Below are 20,111 nucleotides of genomic sequence, written 5' to 3' on the forward strand. Positions count from 1 at the left end.
GGCAAAGATCAATCCGACCTGAGGCGCCGCGGGCGGTGCCTCAGGTCGGCGAGCAGGTCGATCTCCTCGGCCACGAACGCCTCCCGCCACGACACCATGCCCAGCACGTTGTTCACCTCGCCCCGCGCACCAGCCAGGTCGGCATAGGTCGCCTCGACGGTGGCGCGATCGGTGCACCAAAACTCGCTGACCACATCCACGGCCGGTTCGTTGTTCGGCCACGGCGACCGGGGCCCCGGTGCCACCACGAAGGATCCCGTGTACTTGAGCAGGCGCTCGCCGCCGACCTCAGCGGCGTGCCGAGCATGCTCCCCGAGAAACCAGCTCTCAAAGTCATCACTGGAGATATGCGCTCTCCGTTTGAGCAACACAATGGCCTTGTACAATTTCCACTTCCTTCAACTCCGCCATTCTTCGACAATGGCACCGGTCGACCACACGCCGCCGTGGTAGCTTCCGAACATTTCCACGAAGTGTTCCTGGCGTGCCTGGCTGTAAGTCGCGGTCGCGTCCGCGGCGAGCACGGTCACATACCCGCGGTCGGCCGCGTCCCGGGCGGTCAGCCCGACGCACGCGTCCGTCGCTGTACCACATACCACCAGGTTCGCCACCTCGAGATTGCGCAGCAGGGCATCCAGGCCCGTGGTGGTGAACGCGCTGGTGGAGAACTTCCGCAGGACGATCTCCGCCGCACCGGGCCGGCAGCTGTCGACGATCCGGTACTCGTGGGTGTCCACCCGCGGCACGAACCCGATGTCGAGGACGTGACCGCGCCGGGTCCGGAGGTAGTCCCGCGCGCCGTCCATGACGTATCCGTTGGCGGTGTAGACGACGGAAACGCCGGCCTCCCGCGCCGCCCGCACCAGCGTGGCCACGTTTGGCACGAGCGTGCCGGCGGCACGCTCGGCGAAATACGCATGGCCGGCCGGATCCCGCTCGCGCAAGTACCGGGTCCAGCCGGTCTCCTGGTCAAGGTAGGCCACCTGCATGTCGACCACGAGCAGCGCGGTGTCCACCGGTGCGAGCCGCTCGACCCGCACGCCCAGCAGGGACGCGTTCAACGCCATCGGATCATCCGCTTCTCCAGCAAGCTCGAGACGATGTCCAGGACCAGCGCGAGCAGGGCGGTCACGATCACCCAGCCGAGCACCTCGGTCATGTCGAATCGGGCCAGCGCGACCGCCATCCGCGCCCCGACCCCGCCCAGCGTGCCGAACATCTCCGCGATGATCGCCGCGCCGAGCCCAAGCGCCAGCGCCTGCCGGAATGCGGAGAACAGGAACGGCAGCGCGTTGGGGACGTAGAGGCACCGCAGCAGCATCCACGGCCGGGCGCCCATCAGCCGCATAGAACTCGCCGAGGCATCATCCACATTGTCCAGCGAGGCGTAGGTGCTGAGCAGGAAGACGATGACGGCCTGGGAGAAGACCACCACGATCGAGGACGCGAGCCCGGTGCCGAACCAGACGATGAACAGCGGGATCAGGGCCAGCCGGGGGACGGTGTAGAACGCCATGAGGACCGGGTCGATCGCCCGGCGCACCAACTCGGACCGACTCAGTGTCACGGCCGCCACGACGCCGATGACCAGCCCCAGGCCCATCCCGACGCCGACACCGAGCGCCGTGGTGCCGATGGCTTGCCACGACTCGGGATCGCGGCCTATCGTCATCATCTCGGGGAGCACGTCCGACGGGCGACTGACCACGATCGCCCGTCCCAAACCGCTACGCACGTAGCCTTCCCAGCAGGCCAACACGAAGATCACGAGCAGGGCGTGCAGCCCAGCGCGACGCAGCCGCACGCCCCCTGCGTCGACTCTCGAGAGGCGTGCTCGAGTTGTCACCGCCCGGTTCATGTCCGGCCCGACAGCGCGATTTGGGCCTCGTCCTTGAGCGCGAGCCACAGCGACTCGTACAGCTCCACCCACTCCTTGGTCCCGGCCAGCGTCTCGATCGAACGCGGACGCTTGATCGAGACCGGCAGCTCGAACTTGGCCCGACCCGGCCGCGCGCTCATACAGATTATCCGATCGCCGACCAGGATCGCCTCGTTGAGATCATGGGTGACGAAGATGACCGTCTTGCGGTCCCGCTCCCATGCCGCGAGAAATTCCAGCTGCATCAGGAGTCTGGTCTGCGCGTCCAAGGCACCGAACGGCTCGTCCATCAGCAGGACCGTGGGATCCTGAGCGAGCACCTGCACCAGTTGCACCCGCTTGCGCATACCGCCGGAGAGCGCGTTGGGATACATCTTGGCGAACTGTTCGAGTCCGGCGGTACGCAGCAGGCCGAGCGCGATGCCGGCCCGGTCCTTGACGCCCTGGAACCGCAGCGGCAGCGCGACGTTGTCCAATGTGGTCAGCCAGGGCAACAGTGTGTCGCGCTGGAACATGTAGCCGATGGACTTGCCACGCGACGCACCGCGTGAGTCGTCCACCACGGCCTTGCCCGAGACCGCTACCGAACCGTCCATCTTGGACTTCGTGATGCCGGCCAGCACGTTCAGTACGGTCGACTTGCCGCAACCACTTGGTCCGACGAGGCACAGGATCTCGCCTTCACCCACCTCGAACGACAGGTCGTCCAGCGCGAGCACCGCGGGCTCGCTCAACTTCGGCCGGAACTCAACCGAGAGCCGGTCCACAGTTACTGAGGTCATCCGTACTCCTTAGTGCCTCAGCCGGGCGGCCACAGCATCGACCACGGCGTTCGCGACGAGCGTGATGACCGCGAGCACCAGCACCACACTGAACAGCCCCGCGACGTCGAAGACGCCCGCGCGCAACCGAAGTAGCGCTCCGAGCCCGTAGGGGACGATCAACATCTCGGTGATCACCGTGCCCAGCAGGGCCAGGGACAAACCCAGCCGCGCCGCGGCGATCAGTGACGACAGCGCGGAGGGAACTATCACCAACCGCCACACGCTGGACGCCCTGCCACCGAGAATGCGGATGGACTGCACCAGGTCCTCCCGCCGCTCGGCGAACCCGCCGTACGCGCCGAACAGGACCGGGAACAGCACCAGCGAGGCCGCCACGGCGACCTCGCTGGACGCGCCGAGCCCAAAGAACAGTACGAAGAGCGGGACCAGGATCACTCGCGGCATCGAGTTCAGGAACGTGAGGTACGGGCTGAGGAGGCGGAACGCACCCGGTATCGCGAAGCAGATCACCGCACCGACGATGCCGATCACCATACCCACCACCAGGCCCACCGCGGTGTAGAGCGACGTATGCGCCACGTCCTGCCAGAACGCGGCCGACCGGACGTCGGTGTACACGGCGGCGACCGTGTCGGTGACCGAGGGCAGGACCGAGCGATCGACGAGTCCCAATCCAGTGACCAGCTGCCAGGCGAGCAGGATCACTGCGACGGCCAGCAGCCAACCGAAGGTTCGGAGCATGCGGTACCCATAAGCCACCGGGCGGCGATCGAACCTCGTGCTTGCCACCTCTGACTCCTCCTTCCCCGATGGGCGGGCCGAGTCAAACTCACCTAGAACTCGCCTAGGACCCGTCCGCCCCGTACTCATCCCACGCGTCGGCGAGTTGCGTGGCCACGACAGACTCGTAAGGAGCGCGCTTCTCCAGCCCACCGTCCCGCAGGGCCTTGGTCAGGGCGTCCCAGCCCTCCTTGGAGATCGCCGCACGGTTGTCCACCAATTCTCGATCGATGATCCCCGAGGCGACCTCCACAGGGAGCCCGGTCAGCTCGGCAGCGTAGGCCGCCACTTCCTTCGGGTTCTCGGAGATGTAGTTCATCGCGTCCACGACGGCCGCTACCACCCGCCGCGCCGCATCCTCGTTCTCCTCCAGATACGAGCCGAGGCTCGCCACCGCGGCCATCGGTACCTCACCGGCGTTCTGGAACGTCTCGTCGGTGCCGAAGTTGATGAACGAGAACGCGTCGTGGTCGTTGATGCCTTGCGAGGTGGCTGGCTCGACGGTCATCATGCCGTCGATCTCGCCTCGGTCCAGCAGGGCGAGGCCCGAGGCGAAGTCGGCGCCCTGACCGACCAGCGTGACGTCCTTGCCAGGCTCGAGGCCATGCTCGCGAAGCAGTGCCTGCAGGTAATAGTCGGGACCGGTTGCCTGGGCCACCATGGCCAGCCGCAGCCCGCGCAGGTCCTCGTAGTCACCCGGGGTGACCTGGCCCTCCAGACCCGGCCGCAGTATCAGCTGCCAGCTCAGCTTTCCCTGCGTCGCAACCAGGTTGACCACCGTCTCACCCTGCTCCCACAGCAGCGCTGACCCCTCGGGCGACTGGGCGATCATGTCGACGGTGCGGCTGAGCAGAGCGGTCCGCAGAGCCGGGCCGAGCCCGACCTCGTCGAGCGAGGCATCCACGCCGTGCTTAGCGAAGAATGCTTGCTCCTCCGCTACCCACACCGGGAGGAACAGCAGGTTCCTGTTGATCCCGATCGACACTTCGACCGTCCCGGGCTCGGCCCCGTCCGCGCCGCCAGCACCGTTCCCGTCATCGGATGAGCAGCCCGCGGCCAGCAGCAGGCCGGCCAGCATGATCGCGAGAGTACGTCTGAGCATGACTGACTCCAAGGGTTCGGACTTTGACCAGCTAAGCGAGCACTTCGGCGACGATGTCCATCCCGGTCGAACCGAGATAGACCTGGACACTGGCACCTACATGCGCCAGTTGCTGTGCGGTCACACCGATTGTCGCCGCGTGGTGCGCGGCGCGGCGCGCAGCCGCCGGACGTTGGGTCAGGAACGCGAGGTGCAGCTCCATTAACGGGATCATCTGCTTGGGCAGCACCTTGATGGCCGTCTCATAGCGGTACCTGAAGACCTTCAGCGCCTCCGGGTAGTGATCGCCCAGGTAGGACACATACGGGGGCACCTCGCCCTCGGTCCGACGGTGCCAGTCCTTCAGGGCGGCCAGTTCGTCCGTGCTGAGCTCGCGGTGGCTGAAGTCCAGGCCGGCGGCGAAGGTGTCCGAGTCGAACGCCCAGCCGGCCGGCCAGTCCACCGTGCTCGGCGCGCCGTCCTGCTCGTCCCATGTGGACAGGTACTCGCCGGAGGACTCCGCTGCCGCGGTGATGCCGAGCGGACCGGCGTGCAGCCACGCGAAGGTGAGCACGTCCCGCACCTCAGCCTTGTTCGCCTGCCACATGCGCGAGGTGATCACCTCGTAGAGGATTCCGTGCCGGTAGGCGCGGGTGGTGTAGTAGTGCAGGTAGAGCAGCGCTATGACGGTGCCCGGCAGCGGACTCCGCAGCCCGGCGCCCTCCTGGACGATCTCGTTCCACTGCCGGTAGCGCTTGAGCGCGTCCGGACGGTGCTCCCGCATGAACGGCAGGAACGGCACGAGGTCCAGACCGCCCTCGCCGTGGGTCTCGGCGTACCAGGACGACATCGACGCCCATTCCTGATCGGATATCTCCGCCGAGTCCCAGTTCTGCTCGGTTGCCATGTACAACCGCTTCCGCTCGACCATTGGACACCACCTCTGCAGCACGGACGACGGTATACCGGATCCTGTGATCGGTCAATCGAAACTGCATACACCCGATTCGCTACGATAAGTGAATGTCGTACCCCGATCTGGAGGTACTGCCTGAGCCATCGGTACGTTGCGTCACACTCACGGTCGGTATACCGTATCCTAATCTCGTTGATGGATTAGGAGCCACCGTGGCCGGACAACCCACCTGGCAGGAGCTCGTCGCCCGGCATGACGAGACGGCGCACGGGAAGATGGTCGACTACATCGCGCACATCACCACGAAGGCAGACATCCCACCGCTGTACCGGGAGCTGCTGCTGTTCGCCGGAGCCGCCGCGATCCGCTACCGGATCAGCATGCAGACCCACGCCCGCCGGGCACTCGCCGCCGGAGCAACCTCCGACCAGCTGTTCCAGGCCGGTGCGCTGGTGGCGCTCAGCACCGGTTTCACCACCATGATCGAGGTCGTCCAGGTGCTGCGCGACCTCGACGCCTCGCCCGACGGCTGAAGCTCATCAACCCGTCACGCTCCTAACCGCCCGCAACCCGAATCCCCCCGCGAGCGACAACCCGCCCGCGTACCCGCCCTGATACACCCCACCCACATCGGCGCCGGCGGCGTAAAGTCCGTCGATCTGGACTCCGGAGGTGTCGAGCACAGCCGCGTCACGGTCGACCGCCAGCCCACCCTGGGTGAAGGTGATCGCCGGCCGCACCTCGAGTGCGAACAACGGCGGGTCAAGCGGGTCGGGACGGGCCCGCAGGGCGTCCCCGATCGGCTGCGCTCGGAACTGCCAGGACTCAATCTGTCCCACCAACTCGTCGAGCCGGCGCGCCGAGCAGACTCGGGCTCCGGCGGCGGTCGCCTCCCGAATCAGGTCGATCGCCTCCAGGCCGGGCACCGCCGGCGCCACCGCCGCGGTGTGCCGCACGGTGTTGCTCATGATCATGACCGCGCGCCCCTGCTCCTGGCGCAGCACCTGCTGCGCGTTCGCGAAGTCGCCGGCAGACTCGTCGGTGAACCGCTTGCCGGCGATGTTGAACAGCAGGCAGCGGTCCGAGCAGTAGGCAGCCAGCCGGGCGAAGTCCGGCTGGGTGAAGCTGGCCAGCGGGGACACCACCAGGTGGCCATAGAAGCAGTCCATGTCCCCCGCGGTGGCGGCGCCGATCGCCCTGGCCAACCGCAGCGCGTCCCCGGTGCTGTACGGATTCGCCCTGAGCAGCAGGCGGTCAGGGGCCTGCTGGCCCATGGCCTCCGCCACCAGGGCGCGATCTCCCTGGAATCCGCCGGTGGCGAGGATCGTCGCCGGCGCGGTGACCTCGACCTCCGCGCCGTTCTCCAGCAGGGACACACCGATCACGCACCCTTCGCGCTGGCGCAGTGTGACAGTCCGTGCGGCCAGGACCACGTGCCCACCGGCATTCTCGATGATCGACACGCAGCGTCGAAGGTAGGCAAGGACGTCGATGCGGTGCCCGCGCCCGAAGCCGAGCACCGTCACCTCCTCCGACATCCACACGCCCGAGGACCGGATGAACTCGATCGTGGCTGGGAACTCCTCGAGCAGCACCTCTCCGAGCGCGACGCTGCCGCGCGGCGCCCGTTCGCGCAGGGCCGCCATCGAGGGCGCGGTCCACACGTAGCCACTGGAGAGCACCGCGCTGCCACCGATCTGCGGCGCCTTCTCCACCAACAGGACCCGCCGACCCCGGCGGGCCGCGAACGCGCCCGCGGTCAGGCCGGCCATGCCACCGCCGAGTACGACCAGGTCCGCCTCCGCGGTGACTTCAGCAGCCGTCATCGCTTCTCCCGTTGATCCGTCTCCTCATCCCAGGCGTCGGTCCCCACGAACACACGCAGGGCGTGCGCGAGTCCGGCCGGATCCTCCAGCGGGATCATGTGCCCGGTGTCGAACCGGACCAGCTGCGCGCCGGGTATGCCCTCGGCCAGTTCCTGGCCGTGGGCCAGCGGCCGGCCGCGGTCCAGCTCCGCCTGGCACACCAGCGTGGGGACCGACAGCGACCCGAGTTGGCCGCGCAGGTCGTAGTCGGCACACGAGAGCAGCACATCCCGCATCCGCTCCCGCACCGCGCCCAGCAGGCCAAGGTCGCGGACCAGCACCTCGACCGGGGGCGGCACGGACCACATGCCGGTCAGTGCCCGCTCGAGAAACCCTTGCGGCACCTCGGGCCTGGACAGCGCCTCGGCCAGCCCATCGAAGGTCCGGTGCCCTGTCATCCTGGCGCCCGACGCCACGACCACCAATCCGGCGAGGCGTTCCGGGAATCGGAGCGCGAACAGCAGCGCGGCCAGCCCACCGGCGGAATGGCCGACCAGCACGGTCCGACTGACACCCGAGGTGTCGAGCACGTCCCGGGTCAGGTCGGCGATGCCCGACACGGTCCAACCGCCCCAGGGCCGATCCGACCCGACCAGGTAGTCCACCGCCAGACAGCGATACTCCGGCTCGGGCAGCCGCCGCAGCACTTCCGACCAGGAGTGCACGGTGCACAAGTTTCCGGGCAGGAACGTGAGGTGCCGCGGGCCCGTCCCGCGCGCCAGGAACGCCATGCGCACCGCCCTGGCCACCAGGTACCCGGGTGCCGCGGGTTCGACCACCGGCCTACCCACCGAGATACGCCGCGCGCACCCGGGGATCGCCGGCCAGCTCCGGCCCGGTGCCGGACAGCCGTATCGATCCCGACTCGATGACATATCCCCGGTCCGCGACGTCCAGCGCGGCCGCGGCGTTCTGCTCGACGAGCAGCATGCTCAACTCCTCTGACCGGCGAATCTCCAGGATCGCCTGGTACATTTCCTCGATCACGTACGGCGCCAGACCCAGCGACGGCTCGTCCAGAGCGAGCAAGCGCGGTCGCGCCATGAGGCTGCGCCCGATGGCGACCATCTGCTGCTCGCCGCCGGACAGCACGCCGGCAGCCATCGATCTTCGCCGCACCAATGCCGGGAACAGCGCGTACACCCGCTCCAGAGCCTCGGTGCGGCCCGCCGCCGGCCGGCGGTAGGCGCCGACGATCAAGTTCTCCTCGACCGTCATGCCGGCGAACACGTGCCGACCCTCCGGGCAGTGCACGATGCCGGCCGTCACCCGCCGGAATGTCTGCCACGATGTGACGTCCTGGCCATCGAACACGATCCGGCCCGACGATGACCTGACGATGCCCGACATGGTGTTCAGCAGCGTGGTCTTACCTGCGCCGTTCGCGCCCAGCACCGCCACGATCTCACCCGCGCCGACCGAGATCGTCACGTCCCGCAGGGCCGCCCGGAGGCCGTAGGAGACGTCAAGATTCTCGAACTTGAGCATATTTCGCTCCCAGGTATGCCTTCAGCACGGTCTCATCGCCGCGGACCGCCTCCGGTGTGCCGGTCCTGAGCACCTTGCCCTCGTTGAGCACCACGATCCGGTCGGCCAGCGCCATGACCGCGTGCATCTTGTGCTCGATCAGGCAGATCGACAGGCCGCCGTCCTTCAACTCCCGGATGATTTCCATGAGCTCGCGCTGCCCGGCGCCGCTGAGGCCGGCGAACGGCTCGTCGAGCAGCAGCACCGCCGGCCGCCGCACCAGGGCCAAGCCGATAGCCAGCCGCTGCTGCTCGCTCAGGCTCAATGTCTCGGGATACTCGTGCCTGCGCTCGTAGAGGCCGAGGAACCGCAGGCCGGACTCATCCGGACGCAGAACGCAGGGGCGGGCGCCGTCGACGCGGTCGGCTCCCAGGTCGGTGTGGCGGGCGGCCATTCGCAGGTGCCCAAAGACCGTCCGCGACCTGAACAGTTCCACCGCCTGGAAAGTTCGGCAGACACCCATTGCCGCACGTCGATGCACCGGCGCCCGGGAGATGTTCTCCCCCAGCAACCGGATGGTGCCGCGCTCTGGCTGGACACGACCGGCGACGGCGTCGAAGAGGGTGCTCTTGCCGGCCCCGTTCGGCCCGATTACCGCGAGCAGTTCGCCGCACCCAACGGTCAGCGCCACGTCGTCCAGGGCGGTGACACCGCCGTACCTGACCTTGAGCGACTCGACTGCCAGCACGACCTCGGGCCCGCTCGGGTGCCGCACCTGCCGCAGGCTCGGCCGGGCGACGAGCTCGTCGGAGGACACAACCCCGGACGCCGTTGGTGAGCGGCGCACCGCTCGCAGTGGCGCGAACAGTTCCCGGTAGATGCCGACGATTCCCTTGGGCCGCCAGACGATCACGATGATCAGCACCAGGCCGAACAGAGCCAGACGCAGCTCTGGAACGGCCCGCAGTGCCTCGGGGACGAACCCGCCGAGCACTGCGCCGACGCTCGGGCCCAGTAATTGCCCCGACCCTCCGAGCAGCGCGTACATCACGCTGTCGAAGCCGGTGAGCACGTCCGCGTCGGCCGGGCTGGCGTAACCGATGAGCGAGACGTACAGGCCACCGGCGAACGCCGCGATGGGTGCGCTCATCAGGAACACGAAGATCCGCACGCGGGCGACGTTCACCCCGAGCGACTGGGCCAGCCTCGCGTTGTCGCGCGAGGCGACGAGCCGGTCGCCGACCTGGCTGCGGGCTATCGCGCTGATCAGCAGCACCACCAGGCCGAGCGCGAACAGCAGCAACAAGGTCAGTGACAGGTCCGAGTCGAACCGCAGCGGGCCGATCGGCGGGATGCGCGGCACCCCCGAGATGCCCCGGGGCCCGCCGGTCAGCCCGTCGAACCGGTCGAAGGCGGTGAACGCGGCGGCGCCGAAAACGACCGAAGCGAAGGTGAAGTAGTGCCCTGACAGCCGCAGCGTGATCACCGCGAACACGCCGCCGACGACACACGCGGCCAGGCATCCGCAGAGCAAGGCCAGCCAGAAACCGGTGCCGAACCTCGTGGTGAGGATGGCGACCGTGTAGAGGCCGATGCCGTAGAGGCATCCGTGCGCCACGGAGACCAGGCCGCCGTAGCCGAGTACGAGGTCGACCGAGTAGGTAAGGATGGCCAGGACGATGGTCAGCTGCAGGACGGTGACCAGATATCCCCCACTGATCCCCCACAGCGACCACATGAACACGGCCGGCACGCCGATCGCCACGAACCACAGGGCGAGCCGGGAGGCGAGTGCGCCGAGCCGAGCCGGCCGGTTCATCGGACCTCCTCCAGCCGACCGAAGAACCCTCTCGGGCGCACCACCAGCACCAGCAGGAGCATGCCGAGCGCGTAGAAGTCGACCAGCGCTGGCGACCCGTAGACCGCACCGAGGCTCTCCGTGAAGCCAAGCAGGTATGCCGCGATCAGCGCGCCCTTGATGCTCCCCATACCCCCGACGACGACGATGGCGAACGCCTTGACCACCAACAGCAGCCCGATCGCCGGCTGGACGAAGGTCGTCGGTGCCAGCAGGCCGGCGGCAAGACCGGCGAAAGCACTGGCCACGGCCATCGTTAGTAGCTCGATCCGGGGCCGGCTGATGCCCATCAGCGCGGCGCTGTACCGGTCCTGCGCGAGCGCGCGCATGCCCAGCCCGAGCCTCGACCTCCTCAGGAACACCGCGAGAGCGGCCAGCAGTGCGTTGGCCACGACTGCGACCACCAGCCCGTGCAGCACGACACGCACGCCGAAGATCTCGCCCACGCCGGTGATCGCCGCCGGCACGCGGATCGGGTCGGGCCCCCACAGCAGAAGCCCGACGGCCTCCAGGAAGACGAGGAGCCCGAATCCGGCGATGAAGGCGTTCACCGGCGGATCGTTGGCCAGTGGCCGGAACACCAGCAGGCCGGACCCCATTCCGACCACTGTCGCCACCACGACGCAGACGGCCAGCGCGATCCAGTAGTTGCCCACCCAGCCGATCACCGTGGTCATGGTGAGCGCACCGATCACACCAACCTGCATGATCGCGACGTGCGCGATGTCGAGCACGCCGTAGATCAGCGTGATGCCGACCGCGATCAGGGCGTAGGTCGAGCCCAACATCACGCTGTTGACGACTTGCTGCGCGAACAGCTCCACGCTCCGATCACCTCCTGCCGGCGGGCTAGGCGGTCAGCCCGCGTCGATCTCGACCAACTCGCCCTGCTGATACGCGGCAGCCGACGTCTTGAAGGTCGTGTCCCCGGTCTCGGGATCCATCTGCTGCGCACCCATCAGCAACTCGGAGCGCAACTCGGTCAGCGCATCGGGGAGCCTGTCGTGGATCTGCTGCGGGTCCGAGGACGACGCGGCGAGCTCGATCGCCCTGGCCAGGACTCGGAGCCCGTCGTAGCCGAGACCCGCGACCCACTCGGGCTCACCGCCGTACTCTCGCTGGATCGCGTCGCGGACCCGTTCGACCTCCGGCCCGCCAAGTGTCCACGGTGTCACCTCGAGCACGGCGTCCTCGAGTACCTCGATGTCGTCCAGCAGCGGGGTCAGGGTCGGCAGATCCGCGCACGGGGAGCCGAAGACGAACTTGCCGTCGTATCCCTGCTGTATCGCCTGGTTGATGAAGATCGCTGTTGGCTTGCAGCCGGCCGAGAAGGCGATCACGTCGGGGTCGCTGTTCAGAGCCGCGCCCACCTGTGGGGAGAAGTCGGTGGCGTTCTGGTCGTAGTCGATCACCTTGTCGGCGACCTTCCCCGCCTTTTGCCATCCGTTCCGGAATGCCTCGACCCACTCCGCACCAAGGTCGGTGTTGACCCGAAGCGCGACGGCGTTGGTCACCTCGGCAGAGCCTTCCTCGTAGTGCTTGGCCGTGCTCGCCGCAAGGTTGGGCACCGAGTCGCTCGTCTTGTGCACGATGCGCATGACCAGCTTGTTGCCCCGCTCGGTCAGCTCCGGTACCGAGCTGGCGGCGAGCAGGACGTATCCGTCGCGTTCGTTGAAGCCCAGCATCGGCAGCGCGGCGTAGGTGCCCAACGTGATGATCGCCGGCGGTCCGTCGGCGGCGAGCCTCCTCGCACAGGCGATGGCCGCCTCCGCGGTTCCCTCGTCGTCGCAGGTGTCCATTGCCAGCCGGTGACGCCGGCCGTCGATCTCGATGCCGCCGGCATCGTTGATCTCCTTGATGGCGATATTCGTACCGTTCGCCATGGACTGTCCCAATGAGGCGATGCCACCGGTCAACGGGAAGATCCCGCCGAGGGTGATGACCGGCTCGCCGCCGCCCGCGCCGTCCGAGTCGTTCCCGCCGCAGGCGGCCGCGAGCACCAGCACCGGCGCGAGTGCCAGGCGAACAAGGCGATGTCTGTTGTTCACGACCCACTCCCGAGGAAATACCGGGTATACGTCGCCCGGCTGGCTACCCCTGGCGATCAACAGTGCTGACCGTATACCGTATTTCAATTCTCGGTCAAGCCATGATTCGGCTCTTCATGCCAGCTAGAAGCCGCAGCGGCACGCTGACCTGCGTGCCGTGATCCAGCTTTGACCACTGCCCGACGACGGTATACGGTTTGTCGATCGAGCCTTCGGATAACCAGGAAGGTCGCATGAACGATCCAGCTCCGACGAGCCATCATCCACGCACGATCGGCGAGATCATCGATGTGGACGGTGTCCGGACGCACATCGGCGCGGACATCGGGACCGGTCAGCCGGTCCTGCTGGTGCATGGCTCCGGGCCAGGGAACACCGGGATGATGTCGTGGGCTCCGCTGCTGCCCCGGCTGCCCGACTACCGGCTCATCGTGGCGGACCTGCCGGGTTACGGCCGCTCCGAGCCGATGGCAGTACCCGACGAGCCGGCCAACGTCGCGCGGCACCTGAGCCGGCTCTGCGCGGCGTTGCAGGTGTCCGACGTGGCGGTGGTGGGGCATTCCCGCGGCGCGCGGGTGGCGATCGAGCTGGCCGCTGCCTTCCCCGACCTCGTCTCACGGCTGGTCGGCTTCGGCGCCGGGTCGATAGCTCCCGACGGGCACCTGGCGTTGGACGGAAACGGCTACACCGCCCAGGTCTCCCGGCTGGTCGGCTTCGGCGTCACGACGGATAACAGCCTGGCGAACTTCATGACCGTGTGGCGCGGCGAGGTATACCACCCGGACCGGCTCGACAACGAGTGGTTGACCGCGTCCTACGAGCATTTCGTCCACGACGGCCAAATGGACCGCTATCTGCGTCGCATGTCCGACTCCGACGTGCTCACCTTCTACCACCGACACAACGCCGCCGAGTTTCGCGAGCGAATGCGCTCGATTCGCCAGCCGTGCCTCATGGTGTTCGGCCGCGAGGACGCCAACTCGCCCTACCAGCGCGCCCTGCCGCTGATCGACACCATCCAGGACGTCGAGTTCCATCTCTTCTCGAAGTGCGGCCACTTCGTCCAGTTCGACCGGCCCGCCGAGCTCGCTGGGCTCATCGGGAGCTTCCTGGCGAGATGATCCGCAGGGAGTGACCCTGCTACGGACGCGGCGAGCCGGTCGGCACGCGCCGGTACAACCCGGTAGCCGACCGGAGGCCCACGACCTCGCCGATCGCTCCGCACGGCGACCCGCGCGGAGAACTCGATCCGAAGCATCGCGACCAGGTCCGCATGGTCGGCGCCCGCCAGACCGTCTCGACCTGGCGGGCGGTGAACCCCGGTCGAAGAACGCGTCGACCTCCGCGGTGTCGTACCTGGGCATGTCCGTGCGTATCCAGTCGCCGTGGACCTGCGCCGCATTTCGAGGTCGACGATCACCAGCGAGCCGCCGGGACGCAGCACCGGGTCCACCTCCGCGAGCCCCGGCTCACAGCCAGGGCCGAAGAGGCCGTCGTCCTGAACGGTGTCCAGTGGCGAACCCGGTCACCTCGGGCAGCGAAGATGGCGACCCACGCCATCGGCGTCGCCCACGACGATTTCGCCCGGGCCGTGGCCGAAGCGGGGATGGTCTTCGTCGGACCGCCGCCAGATGTTATCTCCCAGCTTGGCGACAAGCTCACCGCACACGCGATCGCCAGGGCTGCTGATGTCCCAGTCATCCCCAGCACCGGGCAGCCAACGGACAGCCTCGAGGACGCCACGGCCTTCGCCGACGAACACAGTCGTTGGCCGCCTTCGGCCGCGACGAATGCCACCTGGAGCGCTACCTCACCCGACCTCGCCATGTCGAGATACAGATCCTCGCGGACCAGAATGGCACCGTCGTGCACCTCGGCGAACGCGACTGCTCACTGCAACGACGGCAGCAGAAGCTCGTCGAGGAAACTCCCGCTGCCGGTGTGCTCGACCACATCCGAGCGCAGCTCGCCGAGGCCGCCGTTCGCCTCGTCAAGCGCGCCGGCTACGTCAACGCTGGAAACCTGTGAGTTCCTGCTCGACGACGACGGTGAGTCTTCCAGTTCCCGGAGATGAACACCCGGCTACAGGTCGAGCATCCGGTCACCGAGTTTGGTGACCGGAATCGACATCGTCCAGGCACAGTTGCGGCTCTCCCCAAGCGACGGCTCGGCTTCGACCAGAACACCGTACGCATGCACGGTCACGCGATCGACCGTGCCACCCGAGTACGACTCCATGATCGGAAAGTTGGTCGTGTAGGCACCGAACAGGTCGGGAGTGACCGCGCGCATGTCCCGCGTTCGTCGCCGGCCACCACTCGACGGTTCCGTGGAGTCCGAATGGGACCTTTCGTCCCTGCGACCACAGAACGAACGACGCGGCACCCACGCGCGGAACGGCGCCGGCCCACCCCGCGAGATCGAGCTGCGCCTCGCCGACCGCACCATTCGAGTCACGGTGCACGGCTCGCCGACACCCGACGGAGTCCGCAACGGCCGCCGTCCGGCCGGTCGCGCTGCCCGAATCCGGCCCAGCGACGAGACGCCCAACGCGCCAGACCCGGTGAAGTCCGACACACGGGAGATCGTCGGCTCCCATGCATGGCGTTGTCGTCGCATTCGCCGTCACAGAGGGAGACACCGTCACGGCTGGCAGCCCGATCGCCGTGCTCGAGGCCATGAAGATGGAGATCACGGCCCTGACCCACGCGATAGGCGAGGTCGTGGACACCGGCGCGGTGCTCGCCAAGATTGAGACATCCCAAGGGGAAGACTCGTGGAGAACTTCGTCGCGCTGATGCGGCGCTACCGCGCATCGACTTCATCAATGCGCACGTACTGTCGGTCTGCGACGAATCATGGTGTCTGACTACCAGATGACCATTTCGGGCGGACCCTTACCGAGCTGCTCGGCGGACTCGCGGTTCACCGTCACGGGAACACCACCGCGGGGTTGCTCATGCTCGTCGGCCGGCTTTGGATCGTAGACGTCGATGACCGCCCCGCCGATGGTGCCGGCCTCCAGCGCCTCCACCAGCGCCTGCTGGTCGACGATCCCGCCGCGCGCTACGTTGATCAGTAGGTCGTCCGATCCGAGCCGACGCAGCTCCTCCGCGCCGATCAGGCCCGTGGTCTCCGGCAGCAGCGGGGTGTGGATGGTCACCACGTCGCTGCGTTCCGTGAAGGTACTCAAATCGTCCACTTGGGACACCTCAGGCTCGCTGTTCGCGACGTGCGGGTCCTAGACCGGAGGCGGTGCCGCGAATCCCGCACGCCACCCATGGGCGGCGGCAGCCAGTGTGCCGCCCCGCGGCACGAGCGTGGTTCACGCGCTTCTCAATGCCAAACACACAGGTGCACTCAGTGGTCGAACACTGGAAGATCGTTTGACTCGTGTATCCGTGCATGCAAGTATACATGTATGCTGACGACGCCACCCCGTAGGACTGGACGAGCATCACGGTCTGCCTCTGAGCTGGCCTTTGACGCCCTCCGGAACGAGATCCTCCGAGGGGAGCTCGCTCCTGGGGAGCGGTTGTCGGAGCCAGACGTCAGCGCCCGGCTCAACGTCAGCCGAACGCCGGTGCGGGAGGCGTTTCAGCAGCTGGAGTCGGAAGGCCTGGCGGTCCGGCAGCAAGGCAGGCTCGTGGTCGCAGGCCTTACGATCACCGAGGCGACGAACATCCATCTCATTCGCCTGTCGCTGGAGAAGTTGGCGATCCGCCAAGCGATGGCGGGAGACCGGAAGAAACTGGCGCGCCAGCTGGAAAAGACGTTGCACGACATGCGGTACGAACTGCTTGGCGGCGATACCATGGCCGCCGTCGACGCGGCCCGGGCGTTTCACGAGACCATTTATCGCATGACGAACAACGAAATGCTCGAGCGATTTCTCATTCAGGTGTACAACCGGGTCGACCAGTACCGTTTCTCCAGCAGCGGCCAGGGCCCGCCACGGCTGCACCATACCGATGAGGAGCACGAAAGAATCATCGCTGCTGTGCGAGACGGGGACGTAGGCACGGCGGAGAACGAAATAGCTTCCCACCTGCAGCGCGCACATGAATTTCTTATCTCGGCGATGAGCAAAGAGCAGACCGCATGAAATTCATTCAGTTGTTGAGCCCCGCCGCGGCCCCGGAAATTCCCGAACGGTCGGATATCGCCCCGCGGTTGGTCAAGCTGGACGGCGCGCGGATCGGCGTTCTGTACAACAACCGACCGAATGCGGACGTTCTTCTTCGCGCCTGCGTGGAAGAGATCGTGGCCACGACGTCGGCACAGCTGACGACATGGCGTACGAAACGACATGTCGGCGTCCCCGAACCGGACCTCGACATGTTCGAGGACTGCGACCTGGTGCTCGTCGCGGCGGCCGACATCGGCGCGGCGATGTCCTGGACCGTACGCGACGCGGTTCGGCTCGAGCGGTCGGGGACACCGACGGCACTCATCGCCTGCACCGAGGTGATCACCGAGTGCAGGTTCACCCTTGCCGCCGAAGGGCTGCCCGGCCTGCCCGTCGTCGTCGTGCCCGCTCTGTCCCAGCTTCCGCAGGACGAGGTGGTTGGCCTGGCCGAGGCTGTCGTGCGGGACATCTTCGAGGTGCTGACCGACCCAGTGGACAATCTGGTCGCCGCTGCGCTCGCCGACGCGGCCAGGAGCGCGCCGCGCCCCGGGCCGGAGTACCTCAGCGTCTCCAACGATATCGACGGCGTCACCGAGGCCAATGCGGAATTCTACGCGCGCGGATGGGCGGACGGACTGCCCATTGGCCTACCGACGCCCAAGTACGTAGCCGAACTGGTCGCGTGCTCGTCCTATCCGGCCGACCATGTGCTCGGCGTGCTGCCCCCGCGATATGGCCTCGCCACCGTCGAGAAGGTCGCGGTCAATGCCGCCATCGCCGGTTGCCGGCCTGCGCATTTCCCCGCGGTCGTCGCGGCTGTGCAGGCGACGTCGGCCGAAGAGTTCATGTTGGAGAGCATCCAGACGACGACCAATCCATGCACGCCACTGTTGATCGTCAACGGCCCGTGGGCTGAGGCCACCGGCATGAACTCTGGAGCGAACGTCCTCGGCCAAGGCAACATCGCGAACGCGGCGATCGGGCGTGCGTTGCGCCTGTGCCTGACGAACATAGGTGGAGCGGTGCCCGAAAAGGTCGACCGCGCCACACAAGGCATGCCTGGGAAGTACAGCTACTGCATGGCCGAGAACGAAGGCGCCAACCCGTGGTCGCCACTGCACGTCGAACTGGGGTTCCAAACGTCGGACAGCACGGTGACCGTCATCGCCGCCGAAGCGCCGCACAACATCAACGAGCATGTCCACGGGAGCGCACACGGCATCGTGCGGACCGTCGCCGACAGCATGGCGGCGAGCGCGGGAAACAACATCCACCACCACGGGTCGGAGGTCGTGGTCGTGCTCTGCCCTTACCACGCCCGTCGGATCCGTGCTGACGGCTGGACCAAGGACGATGTACGCAGGTTCCTGTACGAGAACGCGCGAAAGCCGATGGCCGCCGTACGAGACCGCGGTTCGTTCGTGAAGTTCTGGGACAGGTGGATCGAAGACGGGGACAGCGACAGCCTCGTGCCCATCACCGCGGACTGGCGAGACATCCTCGTGGTAGTCGCCGGTGGATCTGGAAAACACTCGTGCTGGATTCCGACCTTCGGCGTGTCCCGTGCCGCCACGGCGTTGATAGCGCTCTGAACTCGCACGTGTCGGGGGTCGACAAGAAAAGGAAGAAAAATGGTAAGCATTGAGGTCCTCGACCCGACTGTGCCGCCGAGGTCGGCATTGGCGATTACACCAGCTCCCAGACTCGCGAAGCTGAATGGACGCAGTCTAGGTTTTGTGAACAACAACAAGCCGAACGTCCCGGTGCTGTTCGACGAACTGTCCAGCCAACTTGGCGAGCAGTATGAAATGACCGAGGCGCTGCGAGTACGGAAGCCACAAGCACCGGTACGGATCAGTGCCGACGACCTTCGGCACTTCGAGCAGAAATGCGATGCCGTGATCCTGGCGGTAGCTGACTGCGGCTCGTGCACGTCCTGGCTCGTCCGGGACATGCTCGCCTTGGAGGAAGTCGGCATTCCTACCGTACTCATCGCCAGCCAGGTCTTCGTGAACCTGGCCACCGCCGAGGCATTGGCCAACGGTCTGCCGAGCATCTCAATGATCGAGGTCCCGCACCCGTTCGACGTTCCGGAAGCATCCGATGTCGTGGACCTTGCCAGAAAGATCATCCCCGAAGTCGCCAATCTCCTGCTCGCCAGCAGTCCCAGCTGACGCGACCGGGCCGTCGAGAACACCGAGGTTCAGAGAACGGGAGACTCATGCCTACCACGCGTTCATTGGAATCGACGCGGATCCTCGTCGAGGACGAGGAATTCCTGGATTTCGCGGAAACGAACGGATGGACGGACGGACTACCGGTCGTCGCGCCCACCTATGACCGGGTGGCCGCGATGCTGTCCGGGACATCGCGGCAACCGGCCGAAGTTCTCGGGCTCGTGCCGCCCGCGATGGGCCTGCTGACCGTCGAAAAGGTCGCGGTGAACGCCGTCATGGCGGGCTGCAAACCCGGGCACCTCCCTGTCGTCCTCGCCGCCGTCGAGGCCACCATGGCGCCCGAGCTCAACATCGCGGGAATCCAGACCACCACCCATCCCGTATCCCCGCTGATCATCGTGAACGGCCCCGTTCGGCAACAGGTCGGGATCAACAGCGGCTACAACGTCCTCGGGCAGGGCACGCGGGCGAACGCGTGCATCGGCAGAGCACTGCGACTCGTCCTGATGAACGCGGGGAACTGTCGACCGGGCGATTCGGACAAGGCGACGCATGGGTCGCCGGCGAAGTACAGCTACTGCGCCGGGGAGAACGAAGAAGAAAGCCCATGGCCAAGCCTGCGGGCGGAGCGGGGATTCGCGGACTCGGAGAGCACGGTCACCATCGTCGGCGCCGAGGCTCCGCACAACATCAATGACCACGGGTCGACGGATGCCATAGGCATGCTGACGACGATTGCCGGGGCGATGGCCACCACCGGGTCGAACAACGTCTACTACGACGCCGAGCCCCTGGTCATGCTCTCGCCGGAGCATGCCGCGACGATCGCCAACGACGGCTACACAAAGGATGATGCCAAGAGGGCACTGTTCGAGCTGAGCGGAATCAGGCTCTCGAGGTTCTCACGATCACTCGTCGAACGCCACCATGTCGGCCGTTGGACCGGATTTCGACGCGAGGCGGCGATGTCCTACCTGGACGGTGGCGGAGAGGACGCGACAATGCCGATTGCCGAGAAATGGGAGGACATCATGCTGGTGGTGTCCGGAGGCCCCGGACGGCACTCAGCGTTCATTCCCACCTACGGCGCCACACGTGCCGTTACCCGGCTGATCAAACCCTGACT

General features: G+C 66.9%; 23 protein-coding genes. 8 read left to right on the plus strand and 15 right to left on the minus strand.

What is annotated here, in order from left to right; translation table 11 throughout:
• Positions 1 to 8 precede the first annotated feature (8 nt).
• The 7 genes from ACRDTB_RS02695 to ACRDTB_RS02725 all read right to left on the minus strand — a co-directional run bounded on the left by ACRDTB_RS02695 (position 9) and on the right by ACRDTB_RS02725 (position 5,456).
• Positions 9 to 386 carry a hypothetical protein gene (locus ACRDTB_RS02695; protein WP_431428272.1) on the minus strand — a complete coding sequence of 126 codons (378 nt, stop codon included), beginning with the start codon at positions 384 to 386 and terminating at the stop codon, positions 9 to 11.
• A gap of 12 nt (positions 387 to 398) precedes the next feature.
• Entirely contained in the window at positions 399 to 1,067 is a 669-nt protein-coding gene (locus ACRDTB_RS02700) for a cysteine hydrolase family protein (protein ID WP_431428273.1), read from the minus strand.
• Positions 1,058 to 1,804 carry an ABC transporter permease gene (locus ACRDTB_RS02705; protein WP_431428275.1) on the minus strand — a complete coding sequence of 249 codons (747 nt, stop codon included), beginning with the start codon at positions 1,802 to 1,804 and terminating at the stop codon, positions 1,058 to 1,060. Before ACRDTB_RS02705 ends, ACRDTB_RS02700 begins: the two co-directional genes overlap by 10 nt.
• Before the next feature lie 50 nt (positions 1,805 to 1,854).
• Complete coding sequence (locus ACRDTB_RS02710) at positions 1,855 to 2,661, minus strand: ABC transporter ATP-binding protein (RefSeq protein WP_431428276.1); 807 nt, start codon at positions 2,659 to 2,661, stop codon at positions 1,855 to 1,857.
• Between the two features lie 9 nt (positions 2,662 to 2,670).
• On the minus strand, positions 2,671 to 3,405 hold the full coding sequence (locus tag ACRDTB_RS02715) for an ABC transporter permease (RefSeq protein ID WP_431428277.1): 735 nt from the start codon (positions 3,403 to 3,405) through the stop codon (positions 2,671 to 2,673).
• Between the two features lie 103 nt (positions 3,406 to 3,508).
• Positions 3,509 to 4,546: an ABC transporter substrate-binding protein gene (locus tag ACRDTB_RS02720; protein WP_431428278.1), complete on the minus strand. Its 1,038-nt coding sequence runs from the start codon at positions 4,544 to 4,546 to the stop codon at positions 3,509 to 3,511.
• A 31-nt stretch (positions 4,547 to 4,577) separates the two neighbouring features.
• Positions 4,578 to 5,456: a hypothetical protein gene (locus ACRDTB_RS02725; RefSeq protein ID WP_431428280.1), complete on the minus strand. Its 879-nt coding sequence runs from the start codon at positions 5,454 to 5,456 to the stop codon at positions 4,578 to 4,580.
• Between the two features lie 197 nt (positions 5,457 to 5,653).
• Between ACRDTB_RS02725 and ACRDTB_RS02730 the strand changes: the two genes are divergently transcribed.
• Positions 5,654 to 5,974 carry a carboxymuconolactone decarboxylase family protein gene (locus ACRDTB_RS02730; RefSeq protein WP_431428282.1) on the plus strand — a complete coding sequence of 107 codons (321 nt, stop codon included), beginning with the start codon at positions 5,654 to 5,656 and terminating at the stop codon, positions 5,972 to 5,974.
• Positions 5,975 to 5,980: 6 nt separating this feature from the next.
• Here ACRDTB_RS02730 and ACRDTB_RS02735 read toward each other — a convergent pair whose 3' ends face one another.
• The 6 genes from ACRDTB_RS02735 to ACRDTB_RS02760 are packed head-to-tail and all read right to left on the minus strand — an operon-like array spanning position 5,981 to position 12,679.
• Complete coding sequence (locus tag ACRDTB_RS02735; RefSeq protein ID WP_431428283.1) at positions 5,981 to 7,267, minus strand: FAD-dependent oxidoreductase; 1,287 nt, start codon at positions 7,265 to 7,267, stop codon at positions 5,981 to 5,983.
• Entirely contained in the window at positions 7,264 to 8,085 is an 822-nt protein-coding gene (locus ACRDTB_RS02740; RefSeq protein WP_431428284.1) for an alpha/beta fold hydrolase, read from the minus strand. Before ACRDTB_RS02740 ends, ACRDTB_RS02735 begins: the two co-directional genes overlap by 4 nt.
• 4 nt (positions 8,086 to 8,089) lie before the next feature.
• Positions 8,090 to 8,794 (minus strand): ABC transporter ATP-binding protein, encoded by a 705-nt coding sequence (locus ACRDTB_RS02745; protein ID WP_431428285.1) that lies wholly within the window; start codon positions 8,792 to 8,794, stop codon positions 8,090 to 8,092.
• On the minus strand, positions 8,772 to 10,592 hold the full coding sequence (locus tag ACRDTB_RS02750) for a branched-chain amino acid ABC transporter ATP-binding protein/permease (protein WP_431428286.1): 1,821 nt from the start codon (positions 10,590 to 10,592) through the stop codon (positions 8,772 to 8,774). The genes ACRDTB_RS02745 and ACRDTB_RS02750 overlap by 23 nt, the downstream gene beginning before the upstream one ends.
• Entirely contained in the window at positions 10,589 to 11,455 is an 867-nt protein-coding gene (locus ACRDTB_RS02755) for a branched-chain amino acid ABC transporter permease (RefSeq protein WP_431428287.1), read from the minus strand. The genes ACRDTB_RS02750 and ACRDTB_RS02755 overlap by 4 nt, the downstream gene beginning before the upstream one ends.
• Before the next feature lie 33 nt (positions 11,456 to 11,488).
• Entirely contained in the window at positions 11,489 to 12,679 is a 1,191-nt protein-coding gene (locus ACRDTB_RS02760) for an ABC transporter substrate-binding protein (protein ID WP_431428288.1), read from the minus strand.
• A gap of 233 nt (positions 12,680 to 12,912) precedes the next feature.
• On the opposite strand from ACRDTB_RS02760, the gene ACRDTB_RS02765 reads away from it, so the two are divergent.
• A complete protein-coding gene (locus ACRDTB_RS02765) occupies positions 12,913 to 13,800 on the plus strand; it encodes an alpha/beta fold hydrolase (RefSeq protein WP_431428290.1) in 888 nt (295 codons plus the stop codon).
• A 646-nt stretch (positions 13,801 to 14,446) separates the two neighbouring features.
• Positions 14,447 to 14,707, plus strand: a complete 261-nt coding sequence (locus ACRDTB_RS02770) for a hypothetical protein (protein WP_431428291.1) — start codon at positions 14,447 to 14,449, stop codon at positions 14,705 to 14,707.
• Between the two features lie 54 nt (positions 14,708 to 14,761).
• Here ACRDTB_RS02770 and ACRDTB_RS02775 read toward each other — a convergent pair whose 3' ends face one another.
• Positions 14,762 to 14,971: a hypothetical protein gene (locus ACRDTB_RS02775; protein WP_431428292.1), complete on the minus strand. Its 210-nt coding sequence runs from the start codon at positions 14,969 to 14,971 to the stop codon at positions 14,762 to 14,764.
• A 305-nt stretch (positions 14,972 to 15,276) separates the two neighbouring features.
• On the opposite strand from ACRDTB_RS02775, the gene ACRDTB_RS02780 reads away from it, so the two are divergent.
• Entirely contained in the window at positions 15,277 to 15,477 is a 201-nt protein-coding gene (locus ACRDTB_RS02780; RefSeq protein ID WP_431428293.1) for an acetyl-CoA carboxylase biotin carboxyl carrier protein subunit, read from the plus strand.
• Positions 15,478 to 15,548: 71 nt separating this feature from the next.
• On the opposite strand, the gene ACRDTB_RS02785 is transcribed toward ACRDTB_RS02780, so the two are convergent.
• On the minus strand, positions 15,549 to 15,890 hold the full coding sequence (locus tag ACRDTB_RS02785) for an NAD(P)-dependent oxidoreductase (RefSeq protein WP_431428294.1): 342 nt from the start codon (positions 15,888 to 15,890) through the stop codon (positions 15,549 to 15,551).
• Between the two features lie 210 nt (positions 15,891 to 16,100).
• On the opposite strand from ACRDTB_RS02785, the gene ACRDTB_RS02790 reads away from it, so the two are divergent.
• From ACRDTB_RS02790 to ACRDTB_RS02805, 4 genes are read left to right on the plus strand one after another with little or no spacing between them, the layout of a single operon-like run.
• Complete coding sequence (locus tag ACRDTB_RS02790; RefSeq protein ID WP_431428295.1) at positions 16,101 to 16,784, plus strand: GntR family transcriptional regulator; 684 nt, start codon at positions 16,101 to 16,103, stop codon at positions 16,782 to 16,784.
• Positions 16,781 to 18,400, plus strand: coding sequence for a UGSC family (seleno)protein (locus ACRDTB_RS02795; RefSeq protein WP_431428296.1), 1,620 nt, complete (start codon positions 16,781 to 16,783; stop codon positions 18,398 to 18,400). Before ACRDTB_RS02790 ends, ACRDTB_RS02795 begins: the two co-directional genes overlap by 4 nt.
• A 39-nt stretch (positions 18,401 to 18,439) precedes the next feature.
• Positions 18,440 to 18,982 carry a UGSC family (seleno)protein gene (locus ACRDTB_RS02800; RefSeq protein WP_431428297.1) on the plus strand — a complete coding sequence of 181 codons (543 nt, stop codon included), beginning with the start codon at positions 18,440 to 18,442 and terminating at the stop codon, positions 18,980 to 18,982.
• Positions 18,983 to 19,029: 47 nt separating this feature from the next.
• Positions 19,030 to 20,109, plus strand: coding sequence for a hypothetical protein (locus ACRDTB_RS02805; protein ID WP_431428298.1), 1,080 nt, complete (start codon positions 19,030 to 19,032; stop codon positions 20,107 to 20,109).
• Positions 20,110 to 20,111 lie beyond the last annotated feature (2 nt).

This window comes from Actinophytocola sp., assembly GCF_050699935.1.
Classification (GTDB): Bacteria; Actinomycetota; Actinomycetes; order Mycobacteriales; family Pseudonocardiaceae; genus Actinophytocola.

What these genes read in the sequence shown, in the direction of transcription:
- ACRDTB_RS02735 (WP_431428283.1), bottom strand. Translation starts at nt 7,267, where the DNA reads ATGACGGCTGCTGAAGTCACCGCGGAGGCGGACCTGGTCGTACTCGGC.
- ACRDTB_RS02800 (WP_431428297.1), top strand. Translation starts at nt 18,440, where the DNA reads ATGGTAAGCATTGAGGTCCTCGACCCGACTGTGCCGCCGAGGTCGGCA.
- ACRDTB_RS02750 (WP_431428286.1), bottom strand. Translation starts at nt 10,592, where the DNA reads ATGAACCGGCCGGCTCGGCTCGGCGCACTCGCCTCCCGGCTCGCCCTG.
- ACRDTB_RS02805 (WP_431428298.1), top strand. Translation starts at nt 19,030, where the DNA reads ATGCCTACCACGCGTTCATTGGAATCGACGCGGATCCTCGTCGAGGAC.
- ACRDTB_RS02710 (WP_431428276.1), bottom strand. Translation starts at nt 2,661, where the DNA reads ATGACCTCAGTAACTGTGGACCGGCTCTCGGTTGAGTTCCGGCCGAAG.
- ACRDTB_RS02700 (WP_431428273.1), bottom strand. Translation starts at nt 1,067, where the DNA reads ATGGCGTTGAACGCGTCCCTGCTGGGCGTGCGGGTCGAGCGGCTCGCA.
- ACRDTB_RS02765 (WP_431428290.1), top strand. Translation starts at nt 12,913, where the DNA reads ATGAACGATCCAGCTCCGACGAGCCATCATCCACGCACGATCGGCGAG.
- ACRDTB_RS02795 (WP_431428296.1), top strand. Translation starts at nt 16,781, where the DNA reads ATGAAATTCATTCAGTTGTTGAGCCCCGCCGCGGCCCCGGAAATTCCC.
- ACRDTB_RS02745 (WP_431428285.1), bottom strand. Translation starts at nt 8,794, where the DNA reads ATGCTCAAGTTCGAGAATCTTGACGTCTCCTACGGCCTCCGGGCGGCC.
- ACRDTB_RS02790 (WP_431428295.1), top strand. Translation starts at nt 16,101, where the DNA reads ATGCTGACGACGCCACCCCGTAGGACTGGACGAGCATCACGGTCTGCC.
- ACRDTB_RS02715 (WP_431428277.1), bottom strand. Translation starts at nt 3,405, where the DNA reads ATGCTCCGAACCTTCGGTTGGCTGCTGGCCGTCGCAGTGATCCTGCTC.
- ACRDTB_RS02720 (WP_431428278.1), bottom strand. Translation starts at nt 4,546, where the DNA reads ATGCTCAGACGTACTCTCGCGATCATGCTGGCCGGCCTGCTGCTGGCC.
- ACRDTB_RS02725 (WP_431428280.1), bottom strand. Translation starts at nt 5,456, where the DNA reads ATGGTCGAGCGGAAGCGGTTGTACATGGCAACCGAGCAGAACTGGGAC.
- ACRDTB_RS02775 (WP_431428292.1), bottom strand. Translation starts at nt 14,971, where the DNA reads ATGCGCGCGGTCACTCCCGACCTGTTCGGTGCCTACACGACCAACTTT.
- ACRDTB_RS02780 (WP_431428293.1), top strand. Translation starts at nt 15,277, where the DNA reads ATGCATGGCGTTGTCGTCGCATTCGCCGTCACAGAGGGAGACACCGTC.